The organism is Aeoliella fuhlenseeensis, from assembly GCF_052161615.1.
Lineage (GTDB): Bacteria > Planctomycetota > Planctomycetia > Pirellulales > Lacipirellulaceae > Aeoliella.
On sequence record NZ_CP197417.1, the window covers coordinates 398,720 to 424,458 of the forward strand.

Sequence of the window (25,739 nt, forward strand, 5' to 3'; positions counted from 1 at the left end):
AAGAGCGAAAAGCGTTCGCAACGAACTTTATTCGCCGCGGCGACCGTGCGACTGTTCCCACGCATCGCCAAGCTGCTGGACCGCCGAATGGAGACGGCTCTTAACCGTTCCAACCGGCACAGCCAGCTCTTCGGCCGCTTCGCGGTATTTCATTCCACGGAAGTAAACCAGACCGATGGCCGAAGCCAATTGCTCGGGCAGGGCTGCGACCGCCGTGCGAACCCAGTCCATCTTCTCGCGAAGATCGAACTTGTCCGACGCACTCGCGTCACCCGACTCCAGCAGGTTCATCAACGTACCGACTTCGGCGTGAGCCGAGCGTTGCGGCCGGTCGAGGCTGGCGATTTGGTGCCGCTTATTACGTCGCTGAATGTCGATCGCCTGGTTGGTGGCAATCGTGTACAGCCACGGGCGGAAACGCCGGGAGCCATCGAACGAGTCGCACTTGGTGTGCACTTGTAGGAAGGTGTTTTGGAACGCGTCTTCTGCCAAAGCCGCATCGCCTAGGAAGCGACGCAGGTAGCTATAAAGCTCGCGCTCGTAACGGCGAACGAGTTCGCCAAGCTTGTCCTGGTCGCCCGACTCGCGGTAGGCCAGCAAGAGTTCTTCGTCCTCAGGACCGCTATTGGCGGCCGAGCGGGTATTCATCTGTTTGAGTTGTTCCTTGCGTGTAGCGTTCATAATAATCCGAACTCCTCTCTTGGAGAGTTCGACGCACAAGGGAACCGATCCGTGGATTCCCCTCCCGTCAAAAATGGGTACCCGCCATCCTCGCATTTTACGCGCATCCCTGGACGGCGGGATAGGCAATTGGCAAGAGATTCGGGTTCCACCCTCTCTTGGCCTCTCGCTACACAACACTAATGCAACCGGTGTGCCACAGGACTCGCCGGTGGTTCTGAGTTTCCGACTTCCCGGTCTCGAAATCGGGTAAACCCAGTGCAGTTCGTCATTTACGCAGTAAGGGTGGGTTTTGGTTCGCCCAATTTCGAAGAATTTTCCCTTTGTAAGGGCTGCCATAATTGCATTTCGTACCATCCCAAGTGTCCCAACATGCGCGTGGGTGGATCAAAATGAGACAATTTGGCAGACTGTGGTTGACCGCACGCTGACGTCCCGTTTTGTCCCACTTTCGTGACAATTTCATTGCCTGCGACATTACTCATTTTCCGCCGCATGGGAGTTTCGCCGTAAGCTGTTTCCCTTCAATCGCTTGCGAAGCCTGAGGCGAGTCGCCTCGCCAGAGTAAAGTCGCAGCGCGACGCCGCAGGTGCGACATTACTAAGTGGGAAGGGGGAATCTTAGTAGGCCGGGTCAAGCTCCGCGCCGACCCGGCGCCTCACGGCATCCACCTGCGCCGAGTGCGTCTAGGGACGAGTTCTACGAGCTCCCAGCGTTCCCCCCTGGGGGCTCGTGGGACTCGTCCCCAGCCACCCAGCGCGTGAGCGAGGGCTCAGCGCCGCGTTTATCCGTTTCATTCAGTTTTCAAAGAACGCACGTTCACCACTTCGGCGAACGTGTTCATGAGAACATACCCGAAGCGCGCTTTCTAGTCGGTTTCTCCAAAAAAGTGGAAATAGTTCGTACAACGGAATTCATTCCGTTTTTTCGCCAGTTCACCATCGTCATTCCCGCGCAGGCGGGGACCCAGGGGCAAGGCGTTGCGACTAGATTCCCGCCTGCGCGGGAATGACGTGCAGGAGAGCTCGTTTACCCAGGGTAGCCCCTCCGCTCGTGGAACTCGCGAAGGGGCAACCCTGGGCTGACATTCGAAACCCCTTCGGGGTACTCGGGTGCTGGCGACAAGAGGACAGTGGCAAAGATGCGTCTTGCCCCACATTCGAGCACGCCAAAACCTCCTGTGCTCCGTACACCGACAATCGGCCGGGGACCAGTGAATGAGTGGCGACGCACCAAGCGGCCGAAAGTCGGTGCCACCCGATCGTTGGCCTACTGGAAAATACCGAATGCATCCCGCTCGGCGATTCCTTATACTGCACGGCACCTTCGCCGCGGGGCGATTGTCAACTTCTCCGGAGCCATCGTGCCATGAACGGCGATCTGTTCGAGACGCTTTCGATCTGGGTATCGCTCCCCTTCGCGGTGCTGGCCGCGGTGTTCTGGATCGCGACGTCGCTCTATGTGTACTTCGACTGCGAGACTCGCACGCGAAGTCGGCTGTTTGCGGCGTGCCTAGTGGTGGCGATCACGGTCGCCTACTGGCCGATAAGTTTTCTGGCGTACGTGGTGTGCGTGGCTTCGCTTGATCGCGGGAGAGAGCGGAAGCGGGAGTTGCTGGAGACTTAGCTAAAATGGAATCTCCATCGAATGGCAACGGCCGATTCGCTCCCATCCCGCTCTTCGTATTGGGGATTGTGGGTTGGGTGCTGCTGACCATCGTCGCTTCTTGGCTTGAATTGAAACACAACGACTATCCACTGGTCGTGATTCTGTTCGGCATAAGCCTTACAGCAGTAGCGATGGCAGTTGTAGCTTCGTGGTGCACTTTGTTGTTCGTTCTTTTGTGGAACTGGTGCTTGAGCTCACGACGGCGGGCATTCAAAAAGGAACTTCTGTCTTGGACACCGTTCTTTGGCATTATGACCGTGCTGGCGACACTAAGCCTGCTGTTCGTAGGCGGGTGAGCGGAGGGAAGCCGGCTTGATGGGGAGAGTTCCGTAGTTGCACACTTCGTGCGCAGTTCCGCGATTTGCCCCTATCCCCAATACTTTTGTCACACCGTGATCTACCCACTAAACTCTCACAATGATGCACGATCCCTGTATTGAAATCGAAACGCTCTGGTTGCATTTGACAGAGACTCCGTTCGACAGGGATCTCTTTGCCGCACAGGTCTTGGAAGACTGTGGCCATGACGGCATTGGACTGACCGCAAGGCAACTTGTCGAGCTTTTGAGCGGGCGGGACTGCATAAATTTCGAGGATGTTCTTTGGGCATTCGGTGAACTGATGCATTTCTATGCGGTGCAATCGATCGAGGATGCCCGTGAATATGTGCGAGCAGTCTTTGTCGCCGACACGCTGGCCCGGGGTGTTAGAGCGGGAGCGACGGAGTGGGCATTGCATTTTCAAGCGATCTGCAAGTTTTTCTGCAACGCCTCCGACGCCTGCGATACGCACACCCGTGCAGAATTGCTTCAGCGGGTCGTCCTTCGAAGCGCCGGGTGAGAGGGGGCTTGAGACTCACAATATTTCGCGTCCCGGCGCGGCACTCGTTATACTCGGGCCTCTGGAATTCGTTTCCATTCAGCAGCTTGTGAGGTGTCGCGTGCGATTGTTTGGCGGAATGATCTTGGCGATTGCGCTGCTCTGTAGCGCGACGGTGGTGGCGGAGGAAGTGGCTACCGCTAAGTCGGATGCTTCGCGCCAAGAGTTTCGCGAGCTCTTCAATGGCAAGGACCTAACCGGCTGGGAAGGGGCGCCGGATTGGTGGCACATTCGCGATGGCCTCTTGGTGTGCGAGTCGACGGCGGAGCGGCCGTGCAATGCTTCGCACTATCTCTTCTGGACCGGAGGCGAGCCGAGCGACTTCGAGCTTCGCGTCGTGTATCGCATCGCGGGTCCGGCTAATACCGGCGTGCAGTTCCGTAGCGAGCGTCGTGAAAACTTCGACACCTGGGGCTACCAGGCGGACATAGACAAGGCCGGCGAGTACACCGGCTGCTTGTACCAGCACGATCGCGGGCTGGTGGCGAATCGGGGCCAGCGCGTGCGGTTCGCAGAGGATGGCACCAAGTCGGTCGAGACGTTCGAGGACGCCGCGAAGTTGCTTAAAGCCGTGAAGCCCGACGACTGGAACGAGTACCGCATCCGCGCCGTGGGGCCCAAAGTTACCTTGTGGATCAACGACACGCTGATGTGCGAAGTGGAAGACTACGAGAAGAAATTCGCCTTACCCCACGGCGTGCTCGCTTTGCAAATGCACCAAGGCCCGCCGATGAAGGTGGAGTTCAAAAGCGTGAAACTACGAGAGTTGAGGTAGCCGGATTCGCCAGAATTCGGGCAGCCCGCGAATGACGCTGATGTTCGCGAATGAAGAAAACAAGAGAACAGGAGGCAACGGAGGGGACAGAGGAGAAAGAGAAGATGTATGGAACAGAAGGTAACGAAGAGAACGAAGGAAGGAAAAGAAGCTATACACGTTCTACGAAGTAGAACCACATCAGAGCGAAGGGTCGCGCGGGCGAGGTACGAGCCGAAGCGCACCCTGGTAGCGAATGTTAGCTTGCTCTTCTCCGTTCTCTCCGTTTCCTCCTGTTCAAAAACAACCGATCCATTGATTCGATGTTCCACTACTACTTCGTTCCCTTTGTTTCCTTCTGTTAAACAAAATAACCACTCCCAGAAAGCCTACTCATGCGAAATAGTTACACGCGTCGCGAGACGCTTAAGCTCGGTGCGGCGGCGGTGGCGCTTCCCGCGTTTATCTCGGCTTCGGCTTTGGGGCGTGAGGGGAAGACGCCTCCGAGTGAGACCGTGCGGGTTGGCGTGATTGGTTGTGGTGGCCGGGCGCGGATGATTCGCGAGGGGGACGATGTCAAAGGTTTTAAGGTCGTCGCGGCGTGTGATGTTCGGAAGGATCGGGCCGAGGCGTTTGCTCGCGACTTGTCGAATGGCGAAGCTTGGGGCGTGTACGACGACTTCCGCACGATGATCGAGAAGGAGAAACTCGACGCGGTGATGATCGAAACCACCACGCACGCGCGGGCGTGGATCACGGTGCTCGCCATGCAGATGGGGATGGACGTGTACATCGAAAAGCCGATGTGCCTGACCATTGCCGAGGGGCGCGAGATGGTGAAGGCCGCACGGGCGCTCGACCGCGTGACGCAGGTTGGCACGCAGCAGCGGAGCATGCCGCTGAACAACTGGGCGAGCGACTTGGTGAAGAACGGCGCGATTGGCAAGATCAAGACGGTGCTCGCGCCGAACTTCATCGGTCCCGAGATGTGGACTAAAACCACGTCGGCCGATGTAACGGGCCCCGTCGACAAGTGGTGGGACATCTGGACCAACCAGGCCGAGCTGCGGCCTTACGATGCCGCGCTGTTTCAAGGTTGGGGGCAGTGGTGGGATTACGATTCGGGCGGATTGTGCTTCGGCGTTACCGGCTGGGGTGCGCATTCGTACGATCAGATCAACCGCGCGCTCGGCACCGACGAGACGGGGCCCGTGGAAGTGATGCTCGAAGAAGCGGTGGCCGTGCGCGACGCCGGTAAGTTCGCGCCGCGTGAGACGGTGGGTGGCGTGATTGTCGGTGACACGGGCGACGTCGACACCGGCACCGACTACCACGGCATGGCACGCCTCGCCGGTCCGCGAGGCAAAGTTCGGATGCGCATGGAAAACGGCACCGAGCTGCGGTTGCACTTGGATGGCGATCGGGGTCCGGGACTCGGTGCGATTTTCATCGGCGAGAATGGCAAGATCGAAATCAATCGCGACAAAGTAGCGAGCAATCCCGCCGAGCTAGTCCGCGCGGCCGACAACCCAGGCCACAACACCCGGCCCGAGACGGCGTACCACATCGAGAACTGGATCGAGTGCATCAAGAACCGCACACGCTGCAACGCCGACATCGAGTACGGCCAGCGCTCGGCGACCTTGTGCGAGCTGGTGAACATCGCCCGCGCGGTGGGTCGAGTGGGCGAGCCACTGTTCTGGGACCCGCAAGCCGAGCAATTTACCAACTGCGACGAAGGCAACGCGATGCTCTCGCGACCGAGTCGCGCGGGATACGAGTTGCCGGTGGTTTCGTAGAACTATTAGTTCCCTCCCCCGGACGATTCCGCATGATGGGCGTTACGAGTTCGATGACGTTCGGATGCGGAATCGTTTGGGGGGAGGGTTAGGGTGGGGGCTTAGAGCGGCGCTATGCGAGAAGTGGTTTTCCACACTATCCGATGGCGTCGTCCACTCGCAAGGCATGCCCCCTCACCCTAACCCTCTCCCCCAAATCGTTCGCGGCGGTGTTCGCGCGATGGGAGAATACTGCGCGCGAACGATCTGGGGGAGAGGGGACTAAGGGGACTATTAAGTCGACACCGGCATCGTCGCAGTGGTAAACTAAACGCCCCTCCCGTGCCGCGTTGGCGGCTTCCTTTCGCCCCCTGGGTTGATGATGTCGGCTCTTGGTTTTGCGCTGTTGATGCTGTTCGCCGCGATTGGGGATCGTTCCTCGAACGGGTCGCCAACGTCGATCGACCTGCGGCCGGGGTTTGATGAGGTCGGCCTCGAGTGCGGGCGGCAAGGGAAGCGGAATACGTGTTCGTTGTTTGCGATCACGGCGATAGCAAATTACGAAGCGACTGCTCGGACGGCGCAGGCTCCGCGGTTCTCGCCGGAGTACTTGGTTTGGGCGGCGAACAAGGCGACCGCGCGGCGGGGCGATCAGGCCATGTTCTACGAGGCGACGCACGGGCTCAATGAGCTTGGCATCGCGGACCTCGCAGCGTTTCCTTACACCGACACGCCAGGTGGCGTGACGCCGGATGAAGCGATGGTCGAATCGGCTGCCCAGTGGCGGCATCGCTGGCAAGTGCATTGGATCAAGCGATGGAACGTTGGTAGCGGATTGTCGGCCGACGAGCTCATCGAAGTCAAACGTCAGCTCGCGGCCGGACATCCCGTGGCGTGCGGATTGCGCTGGCCCGTGCAGCCGCGCGGCAACGACTTGATGGAAGTCCCCTCGGCCGATCACGTGCGGGACGGGCACAGCATCGTGCTGGTGGGCTACGAGGACGATGCGAGCTTGCCGGGTGGCGGGGCGCTCATGTTTCGCAATAGCTATGGACCCGAGTGGGGCGAAGGTGGCTACGCGCGAATGTCGTACGCCTACGTGCGCGAGTATGGTAACGACGCGGTGTGGCTAGCACTCGCGGCACCGGGGACTGAGACACCGATCGAACGCTTCGAAGCCGAGCAATTAGAAATTGCATCATCGAGCAATGCGAAGTGCGAGCCGCGTAGCATGTTGGGGCGCGGCCATAAGATGTGGAGCAACTCTCGCGACCTGCGCTGCAAGGCGGAGGAAGAGGGTAGCGTGGAACTCGATTTCCCCGTCGCCAAGCCGGGGAAGTACCGAGTTCGTTTGCTCGCCACGGCGTCGCCAGAGAGTGGGGTGGTCGAGGCGATGCTCGACGATCACTCGCCAGAGAAGATCGATCTCTACTCGGGCGAGCTCTCGCCGGCGGGGTCGTTGGAGCTTGGCACGCACGAATTGCCCGCGGGTGTTCATCGGGTGACGGTTCGCGTGCTTGGCAAGCACCCACTATCTTCGGGACACGAGTTCGGGCTGGATGCGATTGATCTGCTGCCGGCCAAGTGATTGAAAGGAATCAAACGATGCAGCGCGAGCTTGAGCCCGAGGTGATGGACACGCCCGACGAGGCGGTGGCGTACGACCAGATGGACCACAGCGGGGTGAATCGCCGATTCGTCGACGACTTGCTGGCGGCGTGGGGATCAATTGAAGGCACCGTCGAAGTGGTCGACCTGGGGACGGGCACAGCGCTGATTCCGATCGAACTTTGCCGGCGTGACGCGCGAGTGCATGTCGTGGCGGTCGACGCGGCGGAGCACATGCTGGAAGTTGCGCGGGCGAACATCGCGCGGGCGGGCCTCGCGGATCGCATTCGGCTGGAACTCGCCGACGCCAAACAGCAGTCCGCGGGGGCATACGACGTGGTAATGAGCAACAGCTTAGTGCATCACTTGTCCGAGCCGGCGATGTTCTTCGATCGCGCGGTGGAGCTGTTGCGGCCCCGCGGGATGCTGTTCGTCCGCGATTTGTTCCGGGCGGCGAGCGAAGCGGAGTGGCACCGGCTCGTCGATCTCTACACGGTTGGCGAATCGGAACACGCGCGGCAGATGTTCGCCGAATCGCTACGGGCGGCGCTGACGGTGGACGAAGTCCGCGAGCTGGTCGCGGCGCGAGGTTTTGACTCGGCGAGCGTCACTGCGACGAGCGATCGGCATTGGACGTGGGTGGCTCGGGCAAATTGAAATCGCTGGAGTCCCCCCAATCCTTTTAAGAATGGGACGCGGATGAACGCGGATTTTGCAGGATAAGCGCGGATAAGAAAACAATTCGCGGTAATCCTGCCAAATCCGCGTTCTATTCCTCTGCCTCATGTTGGTGCCGGTTGTCAGGGTGCGGCTTCAGGTCTACTCTTGGGGGGTATCCCTGCTGTTTGAATCCGGTGCGATTGATTGGAACGAACGATGACGAAACTACTTCCGCGACTGGCCCTGTTGTTGATCTTCGCGACTGGGGGCTGCTTCAGCTCGGCGAAGGTCAATGAGAATCTAAGCGATGCGAAGAAGAAGGAACTGGCCGCTCAGCCGCCAGTGACGGTGGAGACCGCGATTGGTCCGCTGGAACTTCCTTCGCCGTTCGCGACCAAGGTCGCGGAGAAGCATAGCCAGATCGTGCCATGGCCGGCGGGGCAGGGGCCCAAGGCTCCCGAAGGGTTCACCGTGACGAAGTTCGCAACGGGTCTCAAGCATCCGCGGCGAACGTACGTCGCTCCGAATGGCAAGGACTACTTCGCCGTCGAGAGTGGCGATGCCCATGAGAGCGCCAACCGCATCACGTTGCTACGTGATAGCGACGAGGATGGCGAAGTCGACGAGACGTTCGTGTTTTGCGAGAACCTCAAACAGCCCTACGGCATGCTGATCCTGGGCGACTACTTTTATGTCGGCAATGGCGACTCGGTGGTGCGTTGGCCCTACACCGATGGCATGACGAAACTAGAAGGCGAGGGTGAAAAGATCGCCGACCTGCCGGCTGGTGGGTACAACCATCACTGGACGCGCAACCTAGAGTCGACGCCCGATGGCAAGCAACTGCTGGTGAGCATTGGCTCGGCGAGTAACGTTGGCGAGTACGGCATGGAGAAAGAAGAACGCCGCGCGGGCATCCTGATCATGAACCCCGATGGCTCGGGCGAAGAAGTCTACGCCTCGGGCCTGCGCAATCCTGTGGGGATGGACCACAACCCTAAGACCGGTGAGTTGTGGACCGCGGTGAATGAGCGCGATCGCATCGGCGATGGTTTGGTGCCCGACTACATTACCAGCGTCAAGCGTGGCGGCTGGTACGGTTGGCCTTACTCGTACTTCGGGCAGATTCGCGACCCACGCTGGGCCGACGATCCGCACGAAGAGATGGTCGCCAAGTCGATTGTCCCCGATGTTCCGGTCGGCGCACACACGGCTTCACTAGGGCTCGCGTTCTACGACAAGGACAAGTTCCCGGAGAAGTACCACGGCGGCGCGTTCGTGGGGCAGCATGGATCGTGGAACCGCGAGAAGTTCTCGGGCTACAAGGTGCTGTTCGTGCCGTTCGACGCAGAAGGGAAGCCACAGAAGCCCGAGGATTTCCTCACTGGTTTCATCGCTGGTGGAGATCGCAACCAAGTCTACGGCCGGCCGACGGGCGTAGAGGTCACTCCGCGGGGCGACCTGCTGGTGAACGACGACGATGGTGGCGTGATCTGGCGGGTGTCGTACGGCGAGTAATGACTACGCCGCGCGCAAGCCGGCGAACAGTTGATCGAGGCCTTTCTTGCAGCGACCCCAGTCGTACCACTGGCCGTCGACCGTGGCGGTGGCGGTGACGTGGGTCCCTTTGGCGACGCGGTGAACCTTGATCGATAGCCGGGACTCCATCGCGCGGAGGTCGGCGGGCAGGGTGGCTTCGAGCGTGCAGTGGTTGTCGCCGCTGGTGGTGCTAGTGAGTTCGTGTTCGATGCTGGCAAGCGCGACGGCGAGATTCGCGAGTGCTTCACCGGGCGGAACGAGCAAGTACTCGCCATGTTCTTTGCCTGTCTTGAGCCCCAGCTTCGCCCCCAAAGGCTGCGCGATCTTGGCGATCGTGAGGCTCGACAGGCCGCCCATCAATGGCGACGCGGCGGCATCGACGAGTCCTAGCATCGCCGAGCCCGACACCCGCTTGCCCGCCTTCGCCTTGGCTTCGGCGATACGTTTACGAACTTCCGGTACTTGGACGATGCGATCGTAATCGCACGACTCGCGCCAGTTGAACGCGATTGCCGGAGTGCCAGCACCGACCGGTGTGCCACAGTTCGCGCAGAACTTCCCCGCCGCCTGGTGGCCACACTCGGTACAAAACATGTTCGAGAATCCTTTCTCTGGAGTTTATCGGGTACCCGAGCGTCGCGGCTGGAGTGCAGCAAGTGCTAGCAACGCCAACACCTCGTTAGATCCTCACCACCTGCGTGCCGCTGTGGCGGCGGATTAGTTTTCGCATCTCAAGCACGCTGACCGTCGAAAGCACGCGGTGCACGGGGACGCCGGAGCGGGTGATGACGTCGTCGATCAGCGTGGGGCTGGTTTCGATCGCTTGAAGGACTTGTCGCTCCATGTCGTTCAGGGCGAGTTCGGCGGCGTGGCGGAGTTCACCACCGGCGGGACGTTCGATGGCAGCGGTGGTGTGGGTGAGTTCGCCGAGGATGTCGTCGACGCTCATCACCAGCTTCGCGCCGTCTTGTATCAACTTGTGGCAGCCCCGCGATTGCCGATTGGTGAGCGCGCCGGGCACGGCGAACACGTCGCGGCCTTGCTCGGCGGCGTGCGTCGCGGTGATGAGTGCCCCTGAGCGATCGTCGGCCTCGACCACCACGACCCCCATCGACAGCCCGCTGACCAGTCGATTTCGCTGCGGGAACGAACCGGGCACCGGCGGTCGGCGGGGCGGCGACTCGCTCATCAGGCAGCCCTGCTGGGCGACGTCTTCGGCCAGCTTGCGATTCTCGGCGGGCGAGATCTCCAGCAGCCCACCCGCGATCACCGCGATGGTCCGTCCGCCTGCTTCGAGTGCTCCGCGATGCGCTGCCGCATCGATGCCCCGCGCGAGACCGCTGACCACAGTCACTCCCGCACGAGCGAGCGACGCGGCGAGCAGCGATGCCTGTTCGAGGCCGTAAGACGTGGCATGACGCGTGCCGACGATCGCCACGGCGAGCGTGTCGTCGGGCACCAGGTTGCCACGCAAGTAGAGCACCGGCGGCGGGTCGGCGATTTGCGTGAGGGGCTGCGGGTACGTCGTTGACGACCGCGTAATGACCTCAATGCCGTGCCGCTCCGCGAGCCGGAGTTCAGTTTCGACGTCTTCGATACTCGGCGCTTCGGCGATGCGCTTGACCAGCTTCGGACCAATGCCCTCAACGCGCGCGAGTTCGCTCGGCGAGGCTTCGAACACGCGCGCCGGACGAACCGAGCGCCGCAAGCAAGTTGCGCGTCAGCCTCGGCCCAATGTCCTTCACCATGCTCAGCCGCACGTCGGCCAGCAGTTCGGGGGGGCAAGGGTTCATGGCAGCGCGGGGCGGTAGGGCAGGGTGGCAAGGTCGATGCTTGCCATCCTAGTTGCCCCGCGGTGCGGGTGCCAGCAAAACGCCGGGGCCATTTAGGTGGCCGGGGCGCTTTCGGGCTCGATCTTCAGGCGTCCGGCGACGCAAATGAACTTCACCAGCTCGGCAACGCTCTTGGCGTGCATCTTGCGCATGATCTTCGACCGGCGGAGTTCAACGGTCCGCAGACCGATGCCCAGACGCTGTGCGATCTGCTTGTTGGCCAGGCCATCGAGCATGGCGTCGACCACCTCGTTCTCGGCTGGGGTCAACTGATCGAGACGGGCCTGCATTTCGGCTTGTTGGGCCTTGCATGCCGACTCGGTTTCCCAGGTTTCGAGGGTCTTCTGCACGCGGTCCAGCAGTTCCTCGCGGCTGCACGGCAGCATGACGACGTCCTTGGCGCCACCCTTCATCAGGTCCACCGCGTTCTCGACGGTGGTGCTTGATGTGGTGACCATCACCGGGACCATGTTGGCCAAGGCCTCGACCGACGCGCGCGCCAGTTCGTTGCCCGTACCAGTGAGGATGGCGATGTCGGGAGTGCCCTGTGCTTGGCCTTCGCCAAGTTGCGATTGGATGTAGCTGGTGAGGGAGGAAGGGGATTCGTGGCGGGAGACTTCAAATCCGAAAGAGGAAACAGTGGATTCGGCGAAGTCGGCTTCGGAGGGATTGCTGGCGACGATAGCCGCCCGGCGGGGTAGATAATTCACCTGTATAGACTCTCAATACCTTGTGGCGTTGGTTTGGACCTCGAGACCCCATAGGAATCCCGAGAAAACGCCCCCTGACTACTTCGATGTATAGTCGATGCGGATACGCGTGGCTACAGGTTCGCGCAAAAATATTCGGACTTTTGGCTTGCCAAAACCAGAACATGCGCGTACGCGCCACTTCCTCTGCGCAGGGAAGAGAAAAACACTCCCAGGGAACCGCAAATCAGACAAAACGTGCTACGATTGCGCACCCAGAACGGCGATCACATCGGCGCTCTTAACGGCCGAGGTCAGGGTGACGTCGCCGATTCGCGTGGGGAGGACGAAACGGAGTTTGCCTTCCGCCACCTTTTTGTCGTGCCACATCAGGCGGTAGATCTCTTCGCTGTCGAATTCCAGCGGTTCGGTGGGGAGCGACAACGCCTGGAGCAACTGGATCTGCCGCTCGGTTGCCGCGGCGTCGATCATGCCGGCCCGTTCGGCGAGTCGCGACGCACACACCATGCCCATGGCCACCGCCTCGCCATGGAGCAGCTTGCCGTACTCAGTCGCCGCTTCAAACGCATGACCAAAGGTATGGCCATAGTTCAAGATTGCACGGCGGCCCGACTCTTCGCGCTCGTCGGCCTCGACTACGTCGGCTTTCAGCCGGCAGCATCGCTCGACGACGTACTCCAGCACCTGTGGGTCGCGGGCGTTGATCGCCGCGACGTTTTGCTCCAGGTATTCGAAGAACGGCTCGTCCATGATCACGCCATACTTCACCACCTCGGCCATCCCCGCGGCGAACTCGTTGTCGGGCAGCGTCTTGAGGACGTCGACATCGATCAGCACGCCGATTGGTTGCCAGAACGCCCCGACGATGTTCTTCGCCTCGGGTAGGTTGATGCCCACTTTGCCGCCCACAGAGCTGTCGACCTGCGCCAGCAGCGTGGTTGGTATTTGCAGGAACGGTACACCCCGCGCGAAGGTCGCCGCGACGAAGCCTGCCACGTCCCCCACCACGCCACCACCCACCGCGGCAACGACGCTGCCACGATCGGCTCCCTCGGCGAGCATCGTCTCCCAGAGATCGATCATCACGTCGGCGTTCTTGCTCTCTTCGCCGGGTTCGATCACCAGCACTTCGACTTCGAGCCCTTCGTCGGTGAAACGATCCCCCACGGCGTCGGCGTAGAGGCCATCGACGTTCGTGTCGGTGATGAGCACCACGTGCGTCGTGCTCGAACGCTCGGCGAGAAACTGAGGGCACTCTTCGAGCGTGCCGCTACCGATGGCAATGTCGTAGCCACGTTCTTTGAGGTCGACGCGAATCTTGCGATGGGTGGGCATGCGGGGGAAGCAGTTGGGAGTTGATGTTCTACAAATTAGCCGTTTTGGCGCTAGCCACGGTTTAGTGGAGAGGAACCGTGGCTAGCGCCAAAACGGCTAATCACACTTGTGGCATTGATAACGTATTAGAGAGATGAAGCTTGTTGTTGGATACCCAGTCGCTCCAAGTCCTGCGGCATCACGATCACTCGCCGGCAGAAACCGGTATGGGTGCGGACGTACTCAAGGTTACACGCCGACCGAGGGTCTTCATGTAGCGCAAGCGAAACCCGCTCGCGAGCCGCGGGGTCCGCCACCGCGCACGCCTCGTCCCACCGAGTCTCGGTCTCCATGACCAAGCGTTCGCGATAGGGATCGAATTTATCCATCGAGCTAAAAGCTAAGTGTGAGTGAAGGCTAATCACCAATGCCGAAGGACCAATGACCAATAAGCAGCTTCAAGAACTACTCCACGCTTGCACGTTCATTGGTCATTGGGTACTTCGTCATTGGTCATTTAAGAATCTATTCTTCCGTGATCGTCACCTTCTCCATGACGTCGCCTTGCTTGATGCTGTCGACCACGCTTTGGGTGTCGTCGATCACCTTGCCGAACACCGAGTGCTTGCCATCAAGCCAAGGAGTTGCCACGTGCGTGATGAAGAACTGGCTGCCGTTGGTGTTGGGACCGGCGTTCGCCATGCTCAAGATGCCGGGGCCCGTGTGCTTGAGGTCGGGGTGGAACTCGTCGTTGAACTTATAGCCAGCATCGCCGGTGCCAGTGCCATGGGGGCAACCGGTCTGAATCATGAAGTCTTCGATGACGCGATGGAACTTGAGTCCGTCGTAGAAGCCATCGCCAACGAGCTTCTCGAAGTTGGCCACGGTCTTCGGCGTCTTGTCGGCGAACAGCTCCAGACGAATGTCGCCGCGCTTGGTTTTGATAGTGGCTACTTTCATGATGTCTCTTTCTTGCTAAGTGGAACGCAATGCGTGTTGATGATTTGTTGATTCGCGAGCAGCTTGTCGGGAGCAAAGGCTGCTGCCCACTATTCACCGCCCACTGCCTACCCCCCCGGTACAGACAGGTACAGACCCTCCAGCATCGCCCTAAGTGCTAGGCGTGACAAGGGTTCAAAAAACCTCGGGAATTGGCACGCAATTATCTTGAAAAGAACTTTTGACCTTCGCGTTTTGTTTGATACACTTCCATTGAGTAACGGCAGTTGGTACTTCATTCCTCGTAGTGAAATGGGAGGCCAAAGCAATGGAAGAACCACCTGGCTGGTTCCCGCGAGGCACGGCCCTTGGCCACTAGTCCTGATGCCGACGCGACCTAGCGATCCCACCCACGAATACTCGCGGGCGCATTCTTCGGCATCTTGTTTACGAACGCCATCGTGCAAGTCTCGCTTCTACATCGTCGTTGTTTTTTAACACAAGGAGTGAACGCCAAGCGAAGTAGGCTTGGTAACCTCGGCTCGCAGCAGGTTCGCTCGCTAGCGCCGTGTCGTCCATAGTACGTGGCCCGCAAAGATACGAGTCATCCCCTCGTCACGATCTGACAAATCGTCCGCGGCCAGGACACTGCCCATAGGGTTGAGCTCGACAGACACTAGCAAGCCCACCCGCACCGCCGAAGGTGCTCCGGCTGGATAACAGAAAGGCCCTTGCCGCCTCTTAGGTGTGCGGCAAGGGCCTATGCTGTTTTAATGGGGCAACTCTTTCTCGCCACCGCGGTTCTCTACCAGCGGTGACCACCACCGTACCCATAGCAGCTCGCCGTGTAACTCGGTGTGTAGCAGTGGTTGTATGAAGGTGTGTAGCAAGTTTGGTACGACGGCGTGTAGCAGTAACTAGGCGTGTACGAAGCCTGGTAGCAGTAACTCGGAGTGTAAGTCGGCTGGTAGCAGGTCGTGTAGCTCGGCTGGTAGCAAGTCTGGTACGTCGGGGTGTAGCAGTAGTTGTACGACGGTGTGGGGCAGTAGCTCGGCCGGTAGCAGTAGTTGTAACTGGGCGTGTAGCAACTGGCGTAGCTCACGGAGTGTCCATAACCACCACCCCAACCACCGCCACCACAGTAGCCACCGCCCCAACCATGCTTGGCCTCTGCCGAGGGGGCGGCCAACGCGAGGCCGACGATCACGGCCAAAGTTCCCACCGCGGCCAGTACTTTCCGATTCAGTAGAGTGTTCATTGCTTTTCTCCCATGCCAGAGTTTTTTAAGGGTCTTGCAGGTCATTGTGACCCACTTCACCACCTCATACGCGCGCCAGCGAAGCTGTTACAGCGTGGCAGGAGAAAGTTCGAGAAAGTGTCCAGTGCGGCGCGGATTCGTAGCCAGATTCGCCAGAATTCGGGGGATTCGAGAAGAAGTTGAACAGGAGGGAACAGAAAGAACGGAGAGAGAGGTCAAAGAAGAACAGAAGGAAACGAAGGCACGAAGGAAGCTATTCGGGACGTTCCACGAAGTGGAACCACGTCAGAGCAAAGGGTCACGAAGGCGAGGAACGAGCCGAAGCGCACCCTGGTAAGATGGTTCGTGAATGACGGAAATGGACAAGGGCGAGCCGGAAGCGTCAGCGCCCGGAGTATTGACCTGCTCTGGTACTCAAAGCTCCGGTCCCTAACGCCCCCGGCTCGCCGGATTGGCACTACCGCAGAACCTTCCATCGCGATAGCGGCCAGACTCGGTGAGTGACCACACCTCGAATGTTCGAAGCTGGTACCGCGTAATTTGGATGTCCAGGAACCCCCTGTTCCCAAAATCGGGAGTCCGACGAAATTGCAGAAAAGTCGCCGAGCACGAAGTATTCTCCCTCGCCAAGCACTGCGGGATTCTCTGGCGTCGCGCAATTGGCGGCCATCACTTGGCCGTAACTATCAAGACTATCAAGTCGAGTGAGATACTCGATTCCTTGCAGTTCTTCCGGCAGATCGAGTTGAACGCCGTCGACTTTGATTCCGCCATTTTCCAGAATGATGCTCTCACCTGGTAGACCCACCACGCGCTGAACGTAGAGTTGGCCTGGATCGGGGGGCGCGTCAAACACAAGGAGGTCCCAGCGTCGAGGCTTCAAGTACTTGGCGATGAAGAAGCGATCGCTCATGACCGGCTTGTCCGAGGCGGTGTTGTGGTTCGTCAAGTGAAACTGTGAGCAGATCGCTGGCACCGTGGGGGGCGCCGGGTACTCCGCAGGTGGAATGCTGAAATAGTTGGTATTTCCGCAACGCGAACATGAACCTTCGCCGTGTAAGCCAAGTAAGGTGGGTGCCATGCCGTTGGAGGGGGAAACAAACGGCTCGGTGATGAACGGTCGAATGACGAAGGTTGTGAAACCTAGCATCGCCACTCCGGCGAACAACGTTGGAAGCCATGCCTGAATCGCACGTAACGTCGAAAGGTGAAAGTTCAGCGATAGGGCGACCATTGGAATTAGTACCAGGCTGACCAATGAGAGGACTGCCATCGCCACCTCGTCTAGACCGAACTGAATCATGAGAATGACCAGCAGCAGATCGATGCCAATCGTGGCGAAGTTCAACACGAAGGTTACAGCGATCAGCCGACGCCATGTCCAATCTCGTCTTCGCGCCCATCGTAGCCCGGCCGCCAGCAGAAGCCCCCATGCCACTAGGTGAACGGCAATGGCCGAAAAAAGGCAAAGCATCAGAATGGTAGTAGAGAGCATTGCAACTGCCAGCGCGGAGAGGAAACAGGCATCCATCGACAGGCTGAGTATACCGGCTCTGGAAAGCTTGAGCACTCATTGAAAGCTACCACTCTCCCAGGGTGCGCACCGGCTCGTTTTTCGCCTTCGCGACCCTTCGCTCTGACGTGGTTCTACTTCGTAGAACTCTTCTTACCAACTTCTTCGTTCCCTTCTGTTCCCAACTCTTCTCTTCCTCTGTTCCCTCCGTTTCCTCCTGTTCTCTAAGTTGTCCATTTCACAGCGCCCCGAATTCTGGCGAATCCGGCTACGACCGCGATTGGTCCAGCGCCGATAGAGACAGCGAAGTGGTACGCGCATCGTGGGGGAGACGCATGCAGATTCAAGCGACTAGCGGCGGGGCGACTTCGCTCCTTGAACCAAACTCGCACCGGCCGGACAAGCAAGTGCAGTCGGTGTTTGCTGAAGTGCTGGCGGCGGTCGGCCGCCAGGGGTACGTGTCGGCGCCCAAGCTTGATACGCAGCTCGACGCGTCCTCGGAGTCGGGTGAGTCGCTCTCCTCCGATATCCAGACGGCGTGGAACGATTGGTTTGGGTCGGTCGTCTCGGGGCGCTACTCGCGCCACACGAATGCTAGCGAGATCCGCGACGAGTATGGCAAGCTCCTGCAGCGAGCCCATGCCGAAGGGGGTTACGCCACGCCGCAGCAGTTCCTGGCGTCGCTGTCGCCGAGCGAACTCGAAGTGGTCCAGCGCGTTCACAACTTGGCGCAACCGATCGATGTCGGCTCGCTGACGGAAGAAGGCGCGCTCAACTTGCTGTTGCCTCCCGCCACTCAGGTGGACATGGATGGCGATGGCGTCACGATGAGTGGCGCTGCTCGTGGGTTGCGATTCCCCGATAGCAACACGCCTGCCGAAGTGGTTCGCGCGTGGGAAGAAGCGACCGCCGACATTTCGGTGGGAGACCGGATGACGTACGAGCTCCGCATGGCCTCGCCGGTGCTGATGAGCAACATGCACGCCACGACGAACGGGGCCGACCTCGTCGAGCCCGGCACACCGGCCTGGCAGAACCCGCGTAGCGCGGGCGACTACTCGTACGTCGGCACCGCCGACCAGTGGCTGGAGTACCTCGACCACTTCCAATCCCAAATGCCCCGCGAGCAGTACGAGTCGCAGAAAGATTTCTGGTCGAAGTTCAGGAACTTGCTGGATGAGTACGGAGCGAAGTAGTTTTTCGATCGACGAACAGGAGCAACCAGAGCGAACGGAGAGGGTAAAAAGGAAGAAGAACAGAAGGTAACGAAGCGAACGAAGGGAATGTTGGAGCCCGCGAATTACGCGAATGTTCGCGAATGTGAGCATGAGGAATGGAAGGAGAGAGTGAAGCAGGCATGTATTTGTAGAGAACGCGATAATTCGATTCTACTTCATGATTGCTTTTCTTCTTCGTTTTCTTCGTTGCCTTCTGTTCGCTACTCTTCTTGATGCATTTCCGTTCTCTGTTCCCTCCGTTTCCTCCTGTTCAGATCCTTTGCCAATCGCCCGAATTCTTGCGAATCCGGCTACCATTGCTGCTATCCGTGTTTGATCGGTGTTCATCCGTGGCTGGAAAATCCCTTACTCCAGCGGTTCGGCTTTCACGTACAAGTGCTCCGGTGCGTGGTCGAAGTACTTGAACAGCGCGGGGCAGAGCCAGCCTTCCATCGGTGGCTCGGCGAGCGTGTACCAGTTGCCGTCGGCTTCGGCGCGATTCCACGTGAGCTCTTTCTCGTAGCCCGGGAACTCGGTCGCCGAGACGGTCATGCGAAAACCTTGGTCGGCCTCGGGGATGTCGGCGACCAGGATGTCGATCATCTCGGGCACGCCGGCGACGAATGGCTCACGCACCAAACCTACCCGCGGATCGTCGAACACCCAGGTCCCCGCGTGACGGTAGGGGGCAAGCACCAGCAGCGAGTTCTGTGGCAGCCTCGCCGAACGAAACGGCAAAAGCCCCGAGAAATACAGCACCGGTGCCCCCACCACCAGCACCGCGGAAATAAGTAAGACCACCCTCCGTACGTCGAACTGCGAATTCATGGAAGCACCTCGGAATAAAGAAGAATGAATGACGCTCGCCATTGGCCAAATAGGACGCGCTGAAGTTACGACGCGATGTAGGCGTGGCGAGTTCCGAGGATTATTCGCGAGACCGCAGGTTGTTTATTCGCTCTCAGCGCAAGCAGGGCGAGCCGGTAGCGTAAGCGCCCGGAGGTGGATGGGTTCGCGGTGTTCCACTCCGGTCGCTAACGCTCCCGGCTCGCCATCGGAGCAGATCAACATTTACGGTGGCAAGGGCTCGTCCGACTCCCCAAACACCCATATCTTGAAAATCACGATCAGTACCGCCACTACACCGGTGCCAATCAACATGCCCCGAACCGTGAAGCGACCACGCCAGCGAGTGGCGAGCGTCGAGGCGAGACAAAGCAAGATCAAGAACCAGTACGGGACGATGTATCCTTTGCCTCTGATAAAGTAGTCCAGGCCACCCATTACCACGCCGTCTGGCCCTACCATGGGCGGCGTGATCACATAGTGCAAAGAATCGAGGCGACCAAATCCTGCGTGGTTAATCCTGCTCATTTCCTCAACAGGGTCTGCAGACGGATTGTTCAATGAAATACGCACCCATCCCCACTCCCATTCGTCGTCGGCACCGGGCCACGCGAACTTCATCACGCCGACGCAGCCCTGTTTGCTGGTGACAATCGCCGCGTCTCCGCCCCACAGCCAACCTTCGATGCGATCGTGAGTGGTGTAACTTCGCCACCACATCGCAAGGAGTGCGAGCGTCGCAATCACGCCGATCGTAGTCGCGATGTTTCGGACGTGCCGCATGGTTGTCGCCTGATTGAGACTCTATTGCGTGGACTTTGTCTGAAGCTGCTGCCACTCTTCAATCGCAGCCGGCATCACTTCTTCGAGCACTTCGGGCGAGATGATGTGCGACTTATGCGAGTCGTCGGAATGGAAATGCCAGCGCCCCCGGCCAACCGCTTCGATCCGCTGGTCGAGCGGCTTGTCGAACGTCTTAAACACGGGACCCCCAAAGCAGCAGGTGTCGTAAAGATTGAGCACCATCACGGCCACGCGCGGGCGAGCGGCGTCGGGCGAGACGCCGCCGAGCCCGAAGATTTCAAGCCACGAGCAGGCACCTTCGGCGCGGTCGAGCACTCCATCGTCGTTGCTATCCACCTCGCGGTACAGCGGGGCGTATTCCTGCTCGGCGTCGCCTTTGCTGCCCGGGCTGAAGGGCCTTGCGTAGAGTGGCAGCGCGCCGGCGAGTGGCATCGAGATGTCGATGCGCGTATCGGCCGCCGCCGCGAGGTGCGTGGTCCAACCGCCGCCGGAAAGGCCAATCATCAGCACCATCTCTGGGGACGGATGCCTTGCGACCAGTTCGTTGATGGTCTCGACCACGGGGTCGAGGAAGAACCGTAGCGTTTGGCCTTTGAGCTCCGGTTCGAGTTCCTCGAACATCTCGTCGTGCCCACCGGTGCGACGACCAGTGACGTTCACTTTGGTACCGCTCGCCAGCGTGCCATCGGTGTCGGTGTTCCAATTGGTCACCGGCATCTGCACCGTGGCGACGACGAAGCCGCGTTTCAGCAGCGTGTCGACGGCATCGTCGAGCCCCGCGGAGAGTCCCTGATCGTAGCCGTCGAGCATGTGCCCCGCCTGCACCACGGCAAGTCGTGCGGGGCCCTCGGGCATCTCCTTGGGATATAGCACGTAGACGATCGAGTGAAAATCGGTCTTTATCACGTCGACGTCGTAGCGATCAACGCGCGCGACGAGCGACTTGTCGACCGTGCCGAGTTCCGGTGGGTAGTCGATCGACTCGGTGACCTTCGGCCGAGCCTTGGTGATTCCGTCGGGCCAGATGAGCTTAAGCATCTCGCCACGCCGCGCTTCGGCTTCGTCTGGCGAGTCGAATCGCACGAGGCCCGTGATGTCGTAGTTATCGAGCCGCGGGTCCAGTTCTTGGGCAGAACTGATACTAGCGAGAAGGGCAATCAACCACGCACAGCCGACAGCGCGAATCATATGCAGATACTCCAGGTCCCATCGCAAGTGCAAAAGGATGCCGCGCCCCGATGGCGAGTGCACCGGTTGCTCATGTTAGGGCAGGGAGTACTCTGGCGTCAAAAAGTATTCGGTCGAGTAAACTTCGGCCGGAGCCAGCCACATGCCGATCGCCTCGCCAACCATTGCGCACGCGAGCATCACTAGAGCGCAGAGCACCGTAAGTCCTAGCGTCCTGAAGCCAGCGCGACCCCGAGTGCGGAACAAGTAGACGGGGAACGCGATGACGAACGCGAGTACTAGAAATATCGAATGAATCGCGCCGAGTCGGAAGCCGCGCTGGTCGGCATCGGTAAAGCACCACCACAGGGCAGGGACCAGCAGTGCGAGGTTCAATGCCGCCTCGGTGCTGCCATCCATTTCTGGAGAATAGCCGATCCAAGCGCCAACTAGTGTTGCGGCGATAAATAGGGCCCAGAGAATTCGGCGTTTCTTGACGGCGAAATCGGTATTGGGTTGCACGCAGGGGCCCCCACTCGATGACGATAGCTTGTCGCCCCAGTTACCCCGCCGAGTACTGCTCGGCGTAGTCGAGCACCCACCGCTCGATCAATTGACGAAAATCGTCGAGGTCGGCATCGGCGAGTTTCACGTAGTGCTGGCGGGTGAAGTTCTCTTTGTTTCGTACCGCACCCTTGGCGGAGATTTCCAGCACATGGTAGGAGTTGTGCGTGCCGACCAGCACCTGCAAGCGACTATACGCGTTGCGACGTTTGCCCGCTTCGAGCAGCAGATCATCGCGGCTCACCGCGCCACCCCAACCTGCCTGGCTGACAATCGTCTCGTACTTGAAGCCGGGGAAGTTATCGGCGAGCTGTTCGAGGCACGCTTCAATGTGATCGGTGAGCTGTAGTCGGGCAGAGGAGTGCAGCCGGCGATACTCTTCTTCGGTAATCGCCTCGGCCGCCTGCTGCTTCTCGCGCTCGTTGCGAGTTCGCATTCCTCGGTCGGCAGCGGCTTGCAAGCGTTCGCGGAAATCCATGGTGAATTGGCTGTAGGCTATTGGCCGTAAGCTGTGAGCTTATGGCAAAGTGCGTGTAACTTTACCCTCTCATCAGAGGGTCGCGCTGTAAGCGCGGAGAGGTAGCTGTAAGACTTCCATTCTACGCGGCACCACGGACCACGCCTACCCGCGTTACTTTTTCTTGCCGCCCGATTCGCCTTCGTCTTTGGGCGACTTCTTCTTCACGAACTGCAAGAGGTCGCTGAAGCTGCGCATCGCTTCCTTGCCTTCTTCCATCTCTTTGGTGATGGGGACCACCTCGCGCTTCGCGCGGCGTTCGAACGCGCCGCTTCGCTCGGGGGGCTGTTCCTCGCGATGGCCGTGACGGCCACGCTTCTGCCCACGGTTGCCACCGCCTTGACCGCCCTGACCACCTTGGCCGCCGCGATTCCCGCGATTGCCCCCTTCGCCGCGATCGCGGCGCTGGTGTCGCTGTTGGCCTTGACCCTCGGCGGGCTTCTGTCCTTCGGCGGCGGGTGTGGTTGCTTCGCCAGTAGCCGGCTTCCTGCCGCGACGGCGCGGCTTGCGAGCCGATGAATTGTCGTGCTTGGGACGTTCGCTGCCGGGCTCGATCATCGTTAGCGCGACCCGGCGACGTTCGGTGTCGATCGCCGTCACCCAGCAATCGACTTGATCGCCAACCGCCACCACCTCATGCGGGTCGCGAACGAAGTCGGCGCGAAGTTGGCTCACGTGCACCAAACCACTGTCCGAGAGACCAACGTCGACGAATGCGCCGAAGTCGACCACGTTCAGCACGGTTCCCTTGAGCTGCATGCCGACGGCCAGGTCGTCGAGCTTCACCACGTCGCGGCGGAACACCGGTGCCGGCAGATCGGCACGCAAGTCGCGGCCGGGACGCTCCAGCGCTTCGATTAACTGCCCTAGCGCGTGTTCGCCCAGGCCCAGCTTCGCGGCGAGCTCGGCACGGTCGCGGGTCGACAGTGATTCGGCGAACTTCGCGGCCCAACCCTCTTTGCCGACTTCGGTGACATCAATCGATAGCTCGCTCAGCAACGAAGTCGCGGCGGCATAGCTCTCAGGGTGAACCCACGTCGCGTCGAGCGGATTCTCGCCCCCTTCGATTTTCAGGAAGCCCGCCGACTGAACGAACGTCGCATCGCCAAGACCCTTCACGTCGTGCAGAGCCTGACGCGACTTAAACGGTCCATGCTCAGCGCGATGTTCAAGGATGCGCCGCGCGACGAGTTGGTTGAGTCCCGCCACGTTGCGAAGCAGGGCGGAACTGGCGGTGTTGACATCCACACCGACGAAGCTCACGCACGACTGAACGATTTGCTCCAGCGTGTCGCGCAGGTGGGCGGGCTTGGCGTCGTGTTGGTAGAGTCCGACCCCGATGCTCGCGGGGTCGATCTTCACCAGTTCGCTGAGCGGGTCTTGGAGTCTTCGGCCGATGGAAATCGCACTGCGGTCGATCGCTTCGCAGTCGGGGAACTCCTCGCGGCCAATCGCACTGGTCGAGTAAACGCTCGCTCCCGCTTCGTTGACGATCGTGTAGCGAATGTCGGTGTCGGCGAGTTCGGTCGAAAGCAAATCGCTCACGAGGTTCTCGGTGGGCCGGCAGGCCGAGCCGTTGCCGATGGCGATCACGTCAGGCGATTGCTCGCGAATGAGCGCTAGCAGTTGCTCGCGGGCTTCGGCGGTCTTTTCCTCGGAGCCTATGATGTTCACCAGGCCGAGCGTCACCACGTTGCCATGCTCGTCGATCATCGCCAGCTTGCAACCATTCTTGTAACCCGGATCGACGGCCAGCACTCGGCGTCCCGGCACGGGTGGTTGGAGCAGTAGCGCGCGAAGGTTCCGGGCGAACACCTCGACGGCGTGCGACTCGGCTTTGTCGGTCAGCTCGCGGCGAGCCTCGCGTTCCAGGCTCGGCACCACCAATCGCTCCAGGGCGTCACGCGTGCAACCGCGGAGGAACTCAGCGTGGGCATGGTCGGGGCGAACCAAAAGTTCGACGGCCATCTCCTGCATTGCCGCGGTATCCGACTCGATGGCGACGCGAAGCACTTTACCCTTCTCGCCGCGATTGATTGCCAGCACGCGGTGCGGCGGCACTTTGGTCAGCGGTTCGCGGTACTCGAAATAGTCCTTGTAGAGGGCGTTCTTCTTGTTGTCGTCCGAGATCTTGGTGGACGTGAGCTCGGCCGACTTGCGGAACAACTTGCGGACGCGCTGGCGAAGCTCGACCGACTCGCTGAACCGCTCGGCCAGGATATGCCCCGCGCCAACCAGTGCGAGCGCGGCTTCCTTGACCCCTTTGTCTTCATTGATGAAGTCGCGAGCCCGCGCGTCGAGATCCGCGGCTAATGGAGACTCGTTCAGGATCTCGTCGGCCAGCGGCTCCAGACCTTGTTCGCGGGCCTTCGAAGCGAGCGACTGCTTCTTCGGCTTGAACGGCAGGTACAGGTCTTCGAGCCGGCGAAGCGTTTCGGCTTCGAGCACTTGCTGACGCAGTTCGTCGGTCAGCTTGTTCTGCGATTCGAGCGAGCGAAGGATGGTTCCTTTGCGCGACTCAAGTTGACGCAGCTCGGCGACCGCGGCGCGGATGCGCTCGATCTGCTCTTCGTCGAGACCACCGGTCTGGTCGCGACGATAGCGCGTGACGAAGGGAATGGTGTTGCCGGCGTCCAGCAGTTCGACGGTCGCACGGACCTGATGAACAGGAAGCTGCGCCGCGCGGGCAACCCGAGCAAAATCTACGGAAGGAGAGGAATCCATGAAGAGCCTTGCACCGTGTTCAAGCGGCGCTCATTACGGCAACTGTCGACACCGATGCTGCACAGCAAAGAAAGCGGCGTCGTACGAGTACGGTTGTGTGTTGGATAGTTAGCGACCCGAGTTCGCAGGCCCGCGACGGGTCGATGGTGCCAAGCTGGGATTCAAATGAGTTGGTAGTTCAAACGGCAGTGGTGATCTCGGCGGCGTGCATTGTAGGGAGCGGACCGAAACCGCGGCATTGTGGATTGCCCAGGTGGAAGCTGTCAAGAAATCGTGCCAGCACCGCCAGCAGGCAAATTGTCAGTTATCCGCAAAGGTGATTTATTTTGCCAATACATTAAACCCGTGCCCTTCACCCTCCCGATGAAGAGCGAGCCGAAATGATTTCGGCTCTCGTCTCCCCCCAACGATGCTGTGAAGGAATCACTCGGATGCACGCCACAAGACTGCGAGTCTATCACGGACCGGACACCACGGGTACGGCCGAAGCCCTCGAAAACCGCCTGGGCGGCCAAGATAGCGTGACGCTGCGTGCCGAAGAAATCATCCCTCTGTTAGCCGACGCTTACAACAGCCGCCGTACTTGGCTGGGCGACTTTGCGGACGACGAGGTCACCATTTCGTCCGACCTCTACGAAGTGCTCGTAGCCTACCGGTTCTTCAACCGCCCCGCTTAGGTCGAACCGCGCGAGCGGTCCCAAGCTGGGTCTCGATGCGATCAAAACGATGGCGCAAGGTATTCTGGCGCAGTCGATGTGTTGGCGCAG

26 protein-coding genes are annotated in these 25,739 nt (G+C 60.0%); 10 read left to right on the forward strand and 16 right to left on the reverse strand.

The genetic code is table 11. From position 1 onward, the window contains the following. Positions 1-27 precede the first annotated feature (27 nt). Complete coding sequence (locus tag SH292x_RS01555) at positions 28-681, reverse strand: RNA polymerase sigma factor (RefSeq protein WP_442483817.1); 654 nt, start codon at positions 679-681, stop codon at positions 28-30. A gap of 1,368 nt (positions 682-2,049) precedes the next feature. Between SH292x_RS01555 and SH292x_RS01560 the strand changes: the two genes are divergently transcribed. The 8 genes from SH292x_RS01560 to SH292x_RS01595 all read left to right on the forward strand — a co-directional run bounded on the left by SH292x_RS01560 (position 2,050) and on the right by SH292x_RS01595 (position 9,546). Next, a complete protein-coding gene (locus tag SH292x_RS01560) occupies positions 2,050-2,307 on the forward strand; it encodes a hypothetical protein (RefSeq protein ID WP_442483818.1) in 258 nt (85 codons plus the stop codon). A gap of 5 nt (positions 2,308-2,312) precedes the next feature. Continuing rightward, positions 2,313-2,645 (forward strand): hypothetical protein, encoded by a 333-nt coding sequence (locus SH292x_RS01565; RefSeq protein ID WP_442483819.1) that lies wholly within the window; start codon positions 2,313-2,315, stop codon positions 2,643-2,645. A 121-nt stretch (positions 2,646-2,766) separates the two neighbouring features. Then, complete coding sequence (locus SH292x_RS01570; RefSeq protein WP_442483820.1) at positions 2,767-3,189, forward strand: hypothetical protein; 423 nt, start codon at positions 2,767-2,769, stop codon at positions 3,187-3,189. Positions 3,190-3,289: 100 nt separating this feature from the next. Next, positions 3,290-4,003: a 3-keto-disaccharide hydrolase gene (locus tag SH292x_RS01575; protein WP_442483821.1), complete on the forward strand. Its 714-nt coding sequence runs from the start codon at positions 3,290-3,292 to the stop codon at positions 4,001-4,003. Between the two features lie 374 nt (positions 4,004-4,377). Then, on the forward strand, positions 4,378-5,781 hold the full coding sequence (locus SH292x_RS01580) for a Gfo/Idh/MocA family protein (protein WP_442483822.1): 1,404 nt from the start codon (positions 4,378-4,380) through the stop codon (positions 5,779-5,781). Between the two features lie 358 nt (positions 5,782-6,139). After that, a complete protein-coding gene (locus tag SH292x_RS01585) occupies positions 6,140-7,348 on the forward strand; it encodes a C1 family peptidase (protein WP_442483823.1) in 1,209 nt (402 codons plus the stop codon). A 17-nt stretch (positions 7,349-7,365) separates the two neighbouring features. Next, a complete protein-coding gene (locus SH292x_RS01590; RefSeq protein ID WP_442483824.1) occupies positions 7,366-8,025 on the forward strand; it encodes a methyltransferase domain-containing protein in 660 nt (219 codons plus the stop codon). 219 nt (positions 8,026-8,244) lie between these two features. Beyond that, on the forward strand, positions 8,245-9,546 hold the full coding sequence (locus SH292x_RS01595; protein ID WP_442483825.1) for a PQQ-dependent sugar dehydrogenase: 1,302 nt from the start codon (positions 8,245-8,247) through the stop codon (positions 9,544-9,546). A gap of 3 nt (positions 9,547-9,549) precedes the next feature. On the opposite strand, the gene SH292x_RS01600 is transcribed toward SH292x_RS01595, so the two are convergent. The 9 genes from SH292x_RS01600 to lepB all read right to left on the reverse strand — a co-directional run bounded on the left by SH292x_RS01600 (position 9,550) and on the right by lepB (position 17,094). Next, positions 9,550-10,161 (reverse strand): hypothetical protein, encoded by a 612-nt coding sequence (locus SH292x_RS01600; protein ID WP_442483826.1) that lies wholly within the window; start codon positions 10,159-10,161, stop codon positions 9,550-9,552. A gap of 85 nt (positions 10,162-10,246) precedes the next feature. After that, positions 10,247-11,248 (reverse strand): DNA-processing protein DprA, encoded by a 1,002-nt coding sequence (dprA, locus tag SH292x_RS01605; RefSeq protein ID WP_442483827.1) that lies wholly within the window; start codon positions 11,246-11,248, stop codon positions 10,247-10,249. Then, a complete protein-coding gene (locus SH292x_RS01610; RefSeq protein WP_442483828.1) occupies positions 11,211-11,360 on the reverse strand; it encodes a hypothetical protein in 150 nt (49 codons plus the stop codon). Before SH292x_RS01610 ends, dprA begins: the two co-directional genes overlap by 38 nt. 92 nt (positions 11,361-11,452) lie before the next feature. Beyond that, a complete protein-coding gene (locus SH292x_RS01615) occupies positions 11,453-12,109 on the reverse strand; it encodes a LuxR C-terminal-related transcriptional regulator (protein WP_442483829.1) in 657 nt (218 codons plus the stop codon). A 240-nt stretch (positions 12,110-12,349) separates the two neighbouring features. Next, a complete protein-coding gene (gene aroB, locus SH292x_RS01620; RefSeq protein WP_442483830.1) occupies positions 12,350-13,444 on the reverse strand; it encodes a 3-dehydroquinate synthase in 1,095 nt (364 codons plus the stop codon). Between the two features lie 125 nt (positions 13,445-13,569). Continuing rightward, entirely contained in the window at positions 13,570-13,812 is a 243-nt protein-coding gene (locus SH292x_RS01625; protein WP_442483831.1) for a hypothetical protein, read from the reverse strand. Between the two features lie 136 nt (positions 13,813-13,948). Further along, on the reverse strand, positions 13,949-14,383 hold the full coding sequence (locus SH292x_RS01630; RefSeq protein ID WP_442483832.1) for a peptidylprolyl isomerase: 435 nt from the start codon (positions 14,381-14,383) through the stop codon (positions 13,949-13,951). A gap of 784 nt (positions 14,384-15,167) precedes the next feature. After that, positions 15,168-15,620, reverse strand: coding sequence for a hypothetical protein (locus tag SH292x_RS01635; RefSeq protein WP_442483833.1), 453 nt, complete (start codon positions 15,618-15,620; stop codon positions 15,168-15,170). A 457-nt stretch (positions 15,621-16,077) separates the two neighbouring features. After that, complete coding sequence (lepB, locus tag SH292x_RS01640) at positions 16,078-17,094, reverse strand: signal peptidase I (protein WP_442483834.1); 1,017 nt, start codon at positions 17,092-17,094, stop codon at positions 16,078-16,080. A 374-nt stretch (positions 17,095-17,468) separates the two neighbouring features. Between lepB and SH292x_RS01645 the strand changes: the two genes are divergently transcribed. Continuing rightward, positions 17,469-18,329, forward strand: coding sequence for a hypothetical protein (locus tag SH292x_RS01645; protein ID WP_442483835.1), 861 nt, complete (start codon positions 17,469-17,471; stop codon positions 18,327-18,329). Between the two features lie 387 nt (positions 18,330-18,716). Here SH292x_RS01645 and SH292x_RS01650 read toward each other — a convergent pair whose 3' ends face one another. From SH292x_RS01650 to SH292x_RS01675, 6 genes are all read right to left on the reverse strand, one after another. Beyond that, positions 18,717-19,178: a DUF6717 family protein gene (locus SH292x_RS01650; protein WP_442483836.1), complete on the reverse strand. Its 462-nt coding sequence runs from the start codon at positions 19,176-19,178 to the stop codon at positions 18,717-18,719. 243 nt (positions 19,179-19,421) lie between these two features. After that, a complete protein-coding gene (locus SH292x_RS01655; RefSeq protein WP_442483837.1) occupies positions 19,422-19,979 on the reverse strand; it encodes a hypothetical protein in 558 nt (185 codons plus the stop codon). Positions 19,980-20,000: 21 nt separating this feature from the next. Then, positions 20,001-21,188 (reverse strand): hypothetical protein, encoded by a 1,188-nt coding sequence (locus SH292x_RS01660; RefSeq protein ID WP_442483838.1) that lies wholly within the window; start codon positions 21,186-21,188, stop codon positions 20,001-20,003. Positions 21,189-21,263: 75 nt separating this feature from the next. Beyond that, positions 21,264-21,689 (reverse strand): hypothetical protein, encoded by a 426-nt coding sequence (locus tag SH292x_RS01665; protein WP_442483839.1) that lies wholly within the window; start codon positions 21,687-21,689, stop codon positions 21,264-21,266. 40 nt (positions 21,690-21,729) lie between these two features. Continuing rightward, positions 21,730-22,209 carry a hypothetical protein gene (locus SH292x_RS01670; protein WP_442483840.1) on the reverse strand — a complete coding sequence of 160 codons (480 nt, stop codon included), beginning with the start codon at positions 22,207-22,209 and terminating at the stop codon, positions 21,730-21,732. A gap of 153 nt (positions 22,210-22,362) precedes the next feature. Then, positions 22,363-24,972, reverse strand: a complete 2,610-nt coding sequence (locus SH292x_RS01675) for a helix-hairpin-helix domain-containing protein (RefSeq protein WP_442483841.1) — start codon at positions 24,970-24,972, stop codon at positions 22,363-22,365. Between the two features lie 431 nt (positions 24,973-25,403). Here SH292x_RS01675 and SH292x_RS01680 point away from each other — a divergent pair, with 431 nt between their 5' ends. Continuing rightward, complete coding sequence (locus SH292x_RS01680; protein WP_442483842.1) at positions 25,404-25,649, forward strand: hypothetical protein; 246 nt, start codon at positions 25,404-25,406, stop codon at positions 25,647-25,649. The last annotated feature ends 90 nt before the right edge of the window (positions 25,650-25,739 follow it).

Bases quoted from the DNA above. Each gene is read 5' to 3' on its own strand.
- SH292x_RS01555 (WP_442483817.1), bottom strand. From the start codon at position 681: ATGAACGCTACACGCAAGGAACAACTCAAACAGATGAATACCCGCTCG.
- SH292x_RS01560 (WP_442483818.1), top strand. From the start codon at position 2,050: ATGAACGGCGATCTGTTCGAGACGCTTTCGATCTGGGTATCGCTCCCC.
- SH292x_RS01565 (WP_442483819.1), top strand. From the start codon at position 2,313: ATGGAATCTCCATCGAATGGCAACGGCCGATTCGCTCCCATCCCGCTC.
- SH292x_RS01570 (WP_442483820.1), top strand. From the start codon at position 2,767: ATGATGCACGATCCCTGTATTGAAATCGAAACGCTCTGGTTGCATTTG.
- SH292x_RS01580 (WP_442483822.1), top strand. From the start codon at position 4,378: ATGCGAAATAGTTACACGCGTCGCGAGACGCTTAAGCTCGGTGCGGCG.
- SH292x_RS01585 (WP_442483823.1), top strand. From the start codon at position 6,140: ATGATGTCGGCTCTTGGTTTTGCGCTGTTGATGCTGTTCGCCGCGATT.
- SH292x_RS01590 (WP_442483824.1), top strand. From the start codon at position 7,366: ATGCAGCGCGAGCTTGAGCCCGAGGTGATGGACACGCCCGACGAGGCG.
- SH292x_RS01595 (WP_442483825.1), top strand. From the start codon at position 8,245: ATGACGAAACTACTTCCGCGACTGGCCCTGTTGTTGATCTTCGCGACT.
- SH292x_RS01600 (WP_442483826.1), bottom strand. From the start codon at position 10,161: ATGTTTTGTACCGAGTGTGGCCACCAGGCGGCGGGGAAGTTCTGCGCG.
- SH292x_RS01610 (WP_442483828.1), bottom strand. From the start codon at position 11,360: ATGAACCCTTGCCCCCCCGAACTGCTGGCCGACGTGCGGCTGAGCATG.
- aroB (WP_442483830.1), bottom strand. From the start codon at position 13,444: ATGCCCACCCATCGCAAGATTCGCGTCGACCTCAAAGAACGTGGCTAC.
- SH292x_RS01625 (WP_442483831.1), bottom strand. From the start codon at position 13,812: ATGGATAAATTCGATCCCTATCGCGAACGCTTGGTCATGGAGACCGAG.
- SH292x_RS01630 (WP_442483832.1), bottom strand. From the start codon at position 14,383: ATGAAAGTAGCCACTATCAAAACCAAGCGCGGCGACATTCGTCTGGAG.
- SH292x_RS01635 (WP_442483833.1), bottom strand. From the start codon at position 15,620: ATGAACACTCTACTGAATCGGAAAGTACTGGCCGCGGTGGGAACTTTG.
- lepB (WP_442483834.1), bottom strand. From the start codon at position 17,094: ATGCTTTGCCTTTTTTCGGCCATTGCCGTTCACCTAGTGGCATGGGGG.
- SH292x_RS01645 (WP_442483835.1), top strand. From the start codon at position 17,469: ATGCAGATTCAAGCGACTAGCGGCGGGGCGACTTCGCTCCTTGAACCA.
- SH292x_RS01650 (WP_442483836.1), bottom strand. From the start codon at position 19,178: ATGAATTCGCAGTTCGACGTACGGAGGGTGGTCTTACTTATTTCCGCG.
- SH292x_RS01655 (WP_442483837.1), bottom strand. From the start codon at position 19,979: ATGCGGCACGTCCGAAACATCGCGACTACGATCGGCGTGATTGCGACG.
- SH292x_RS01660 (WP_442483838.1), bottom strand. From the start codon at position 21,188: ATGATTCGCGCTGTCGGCTGTGCGTGGTTGATTGCCCTTCTCGCTAGT.
- SH292x_RS01670 (WP_442483840.1), bottom strand. From the start codon at position 22,209: ATGGATTTCCGCGAACGCTTGCAAGCCGCTGCCGACCGAGGAATGCGA.
- SH292x_RS01675 (WP_442483841.1), bottom strand. From the start codon at position 24,972: ATGGATTCCTCTCCTTCCGTAGATTTTGCTCGGGTTGCCCGCGCGGCG.
- SH292x_RS01680 (WP_442483842.1), top strand. From the start codon at position 25,404: ATGCACGCCACAAGACTGCGAGTCTATCACGGACCGGACACCACGGGT.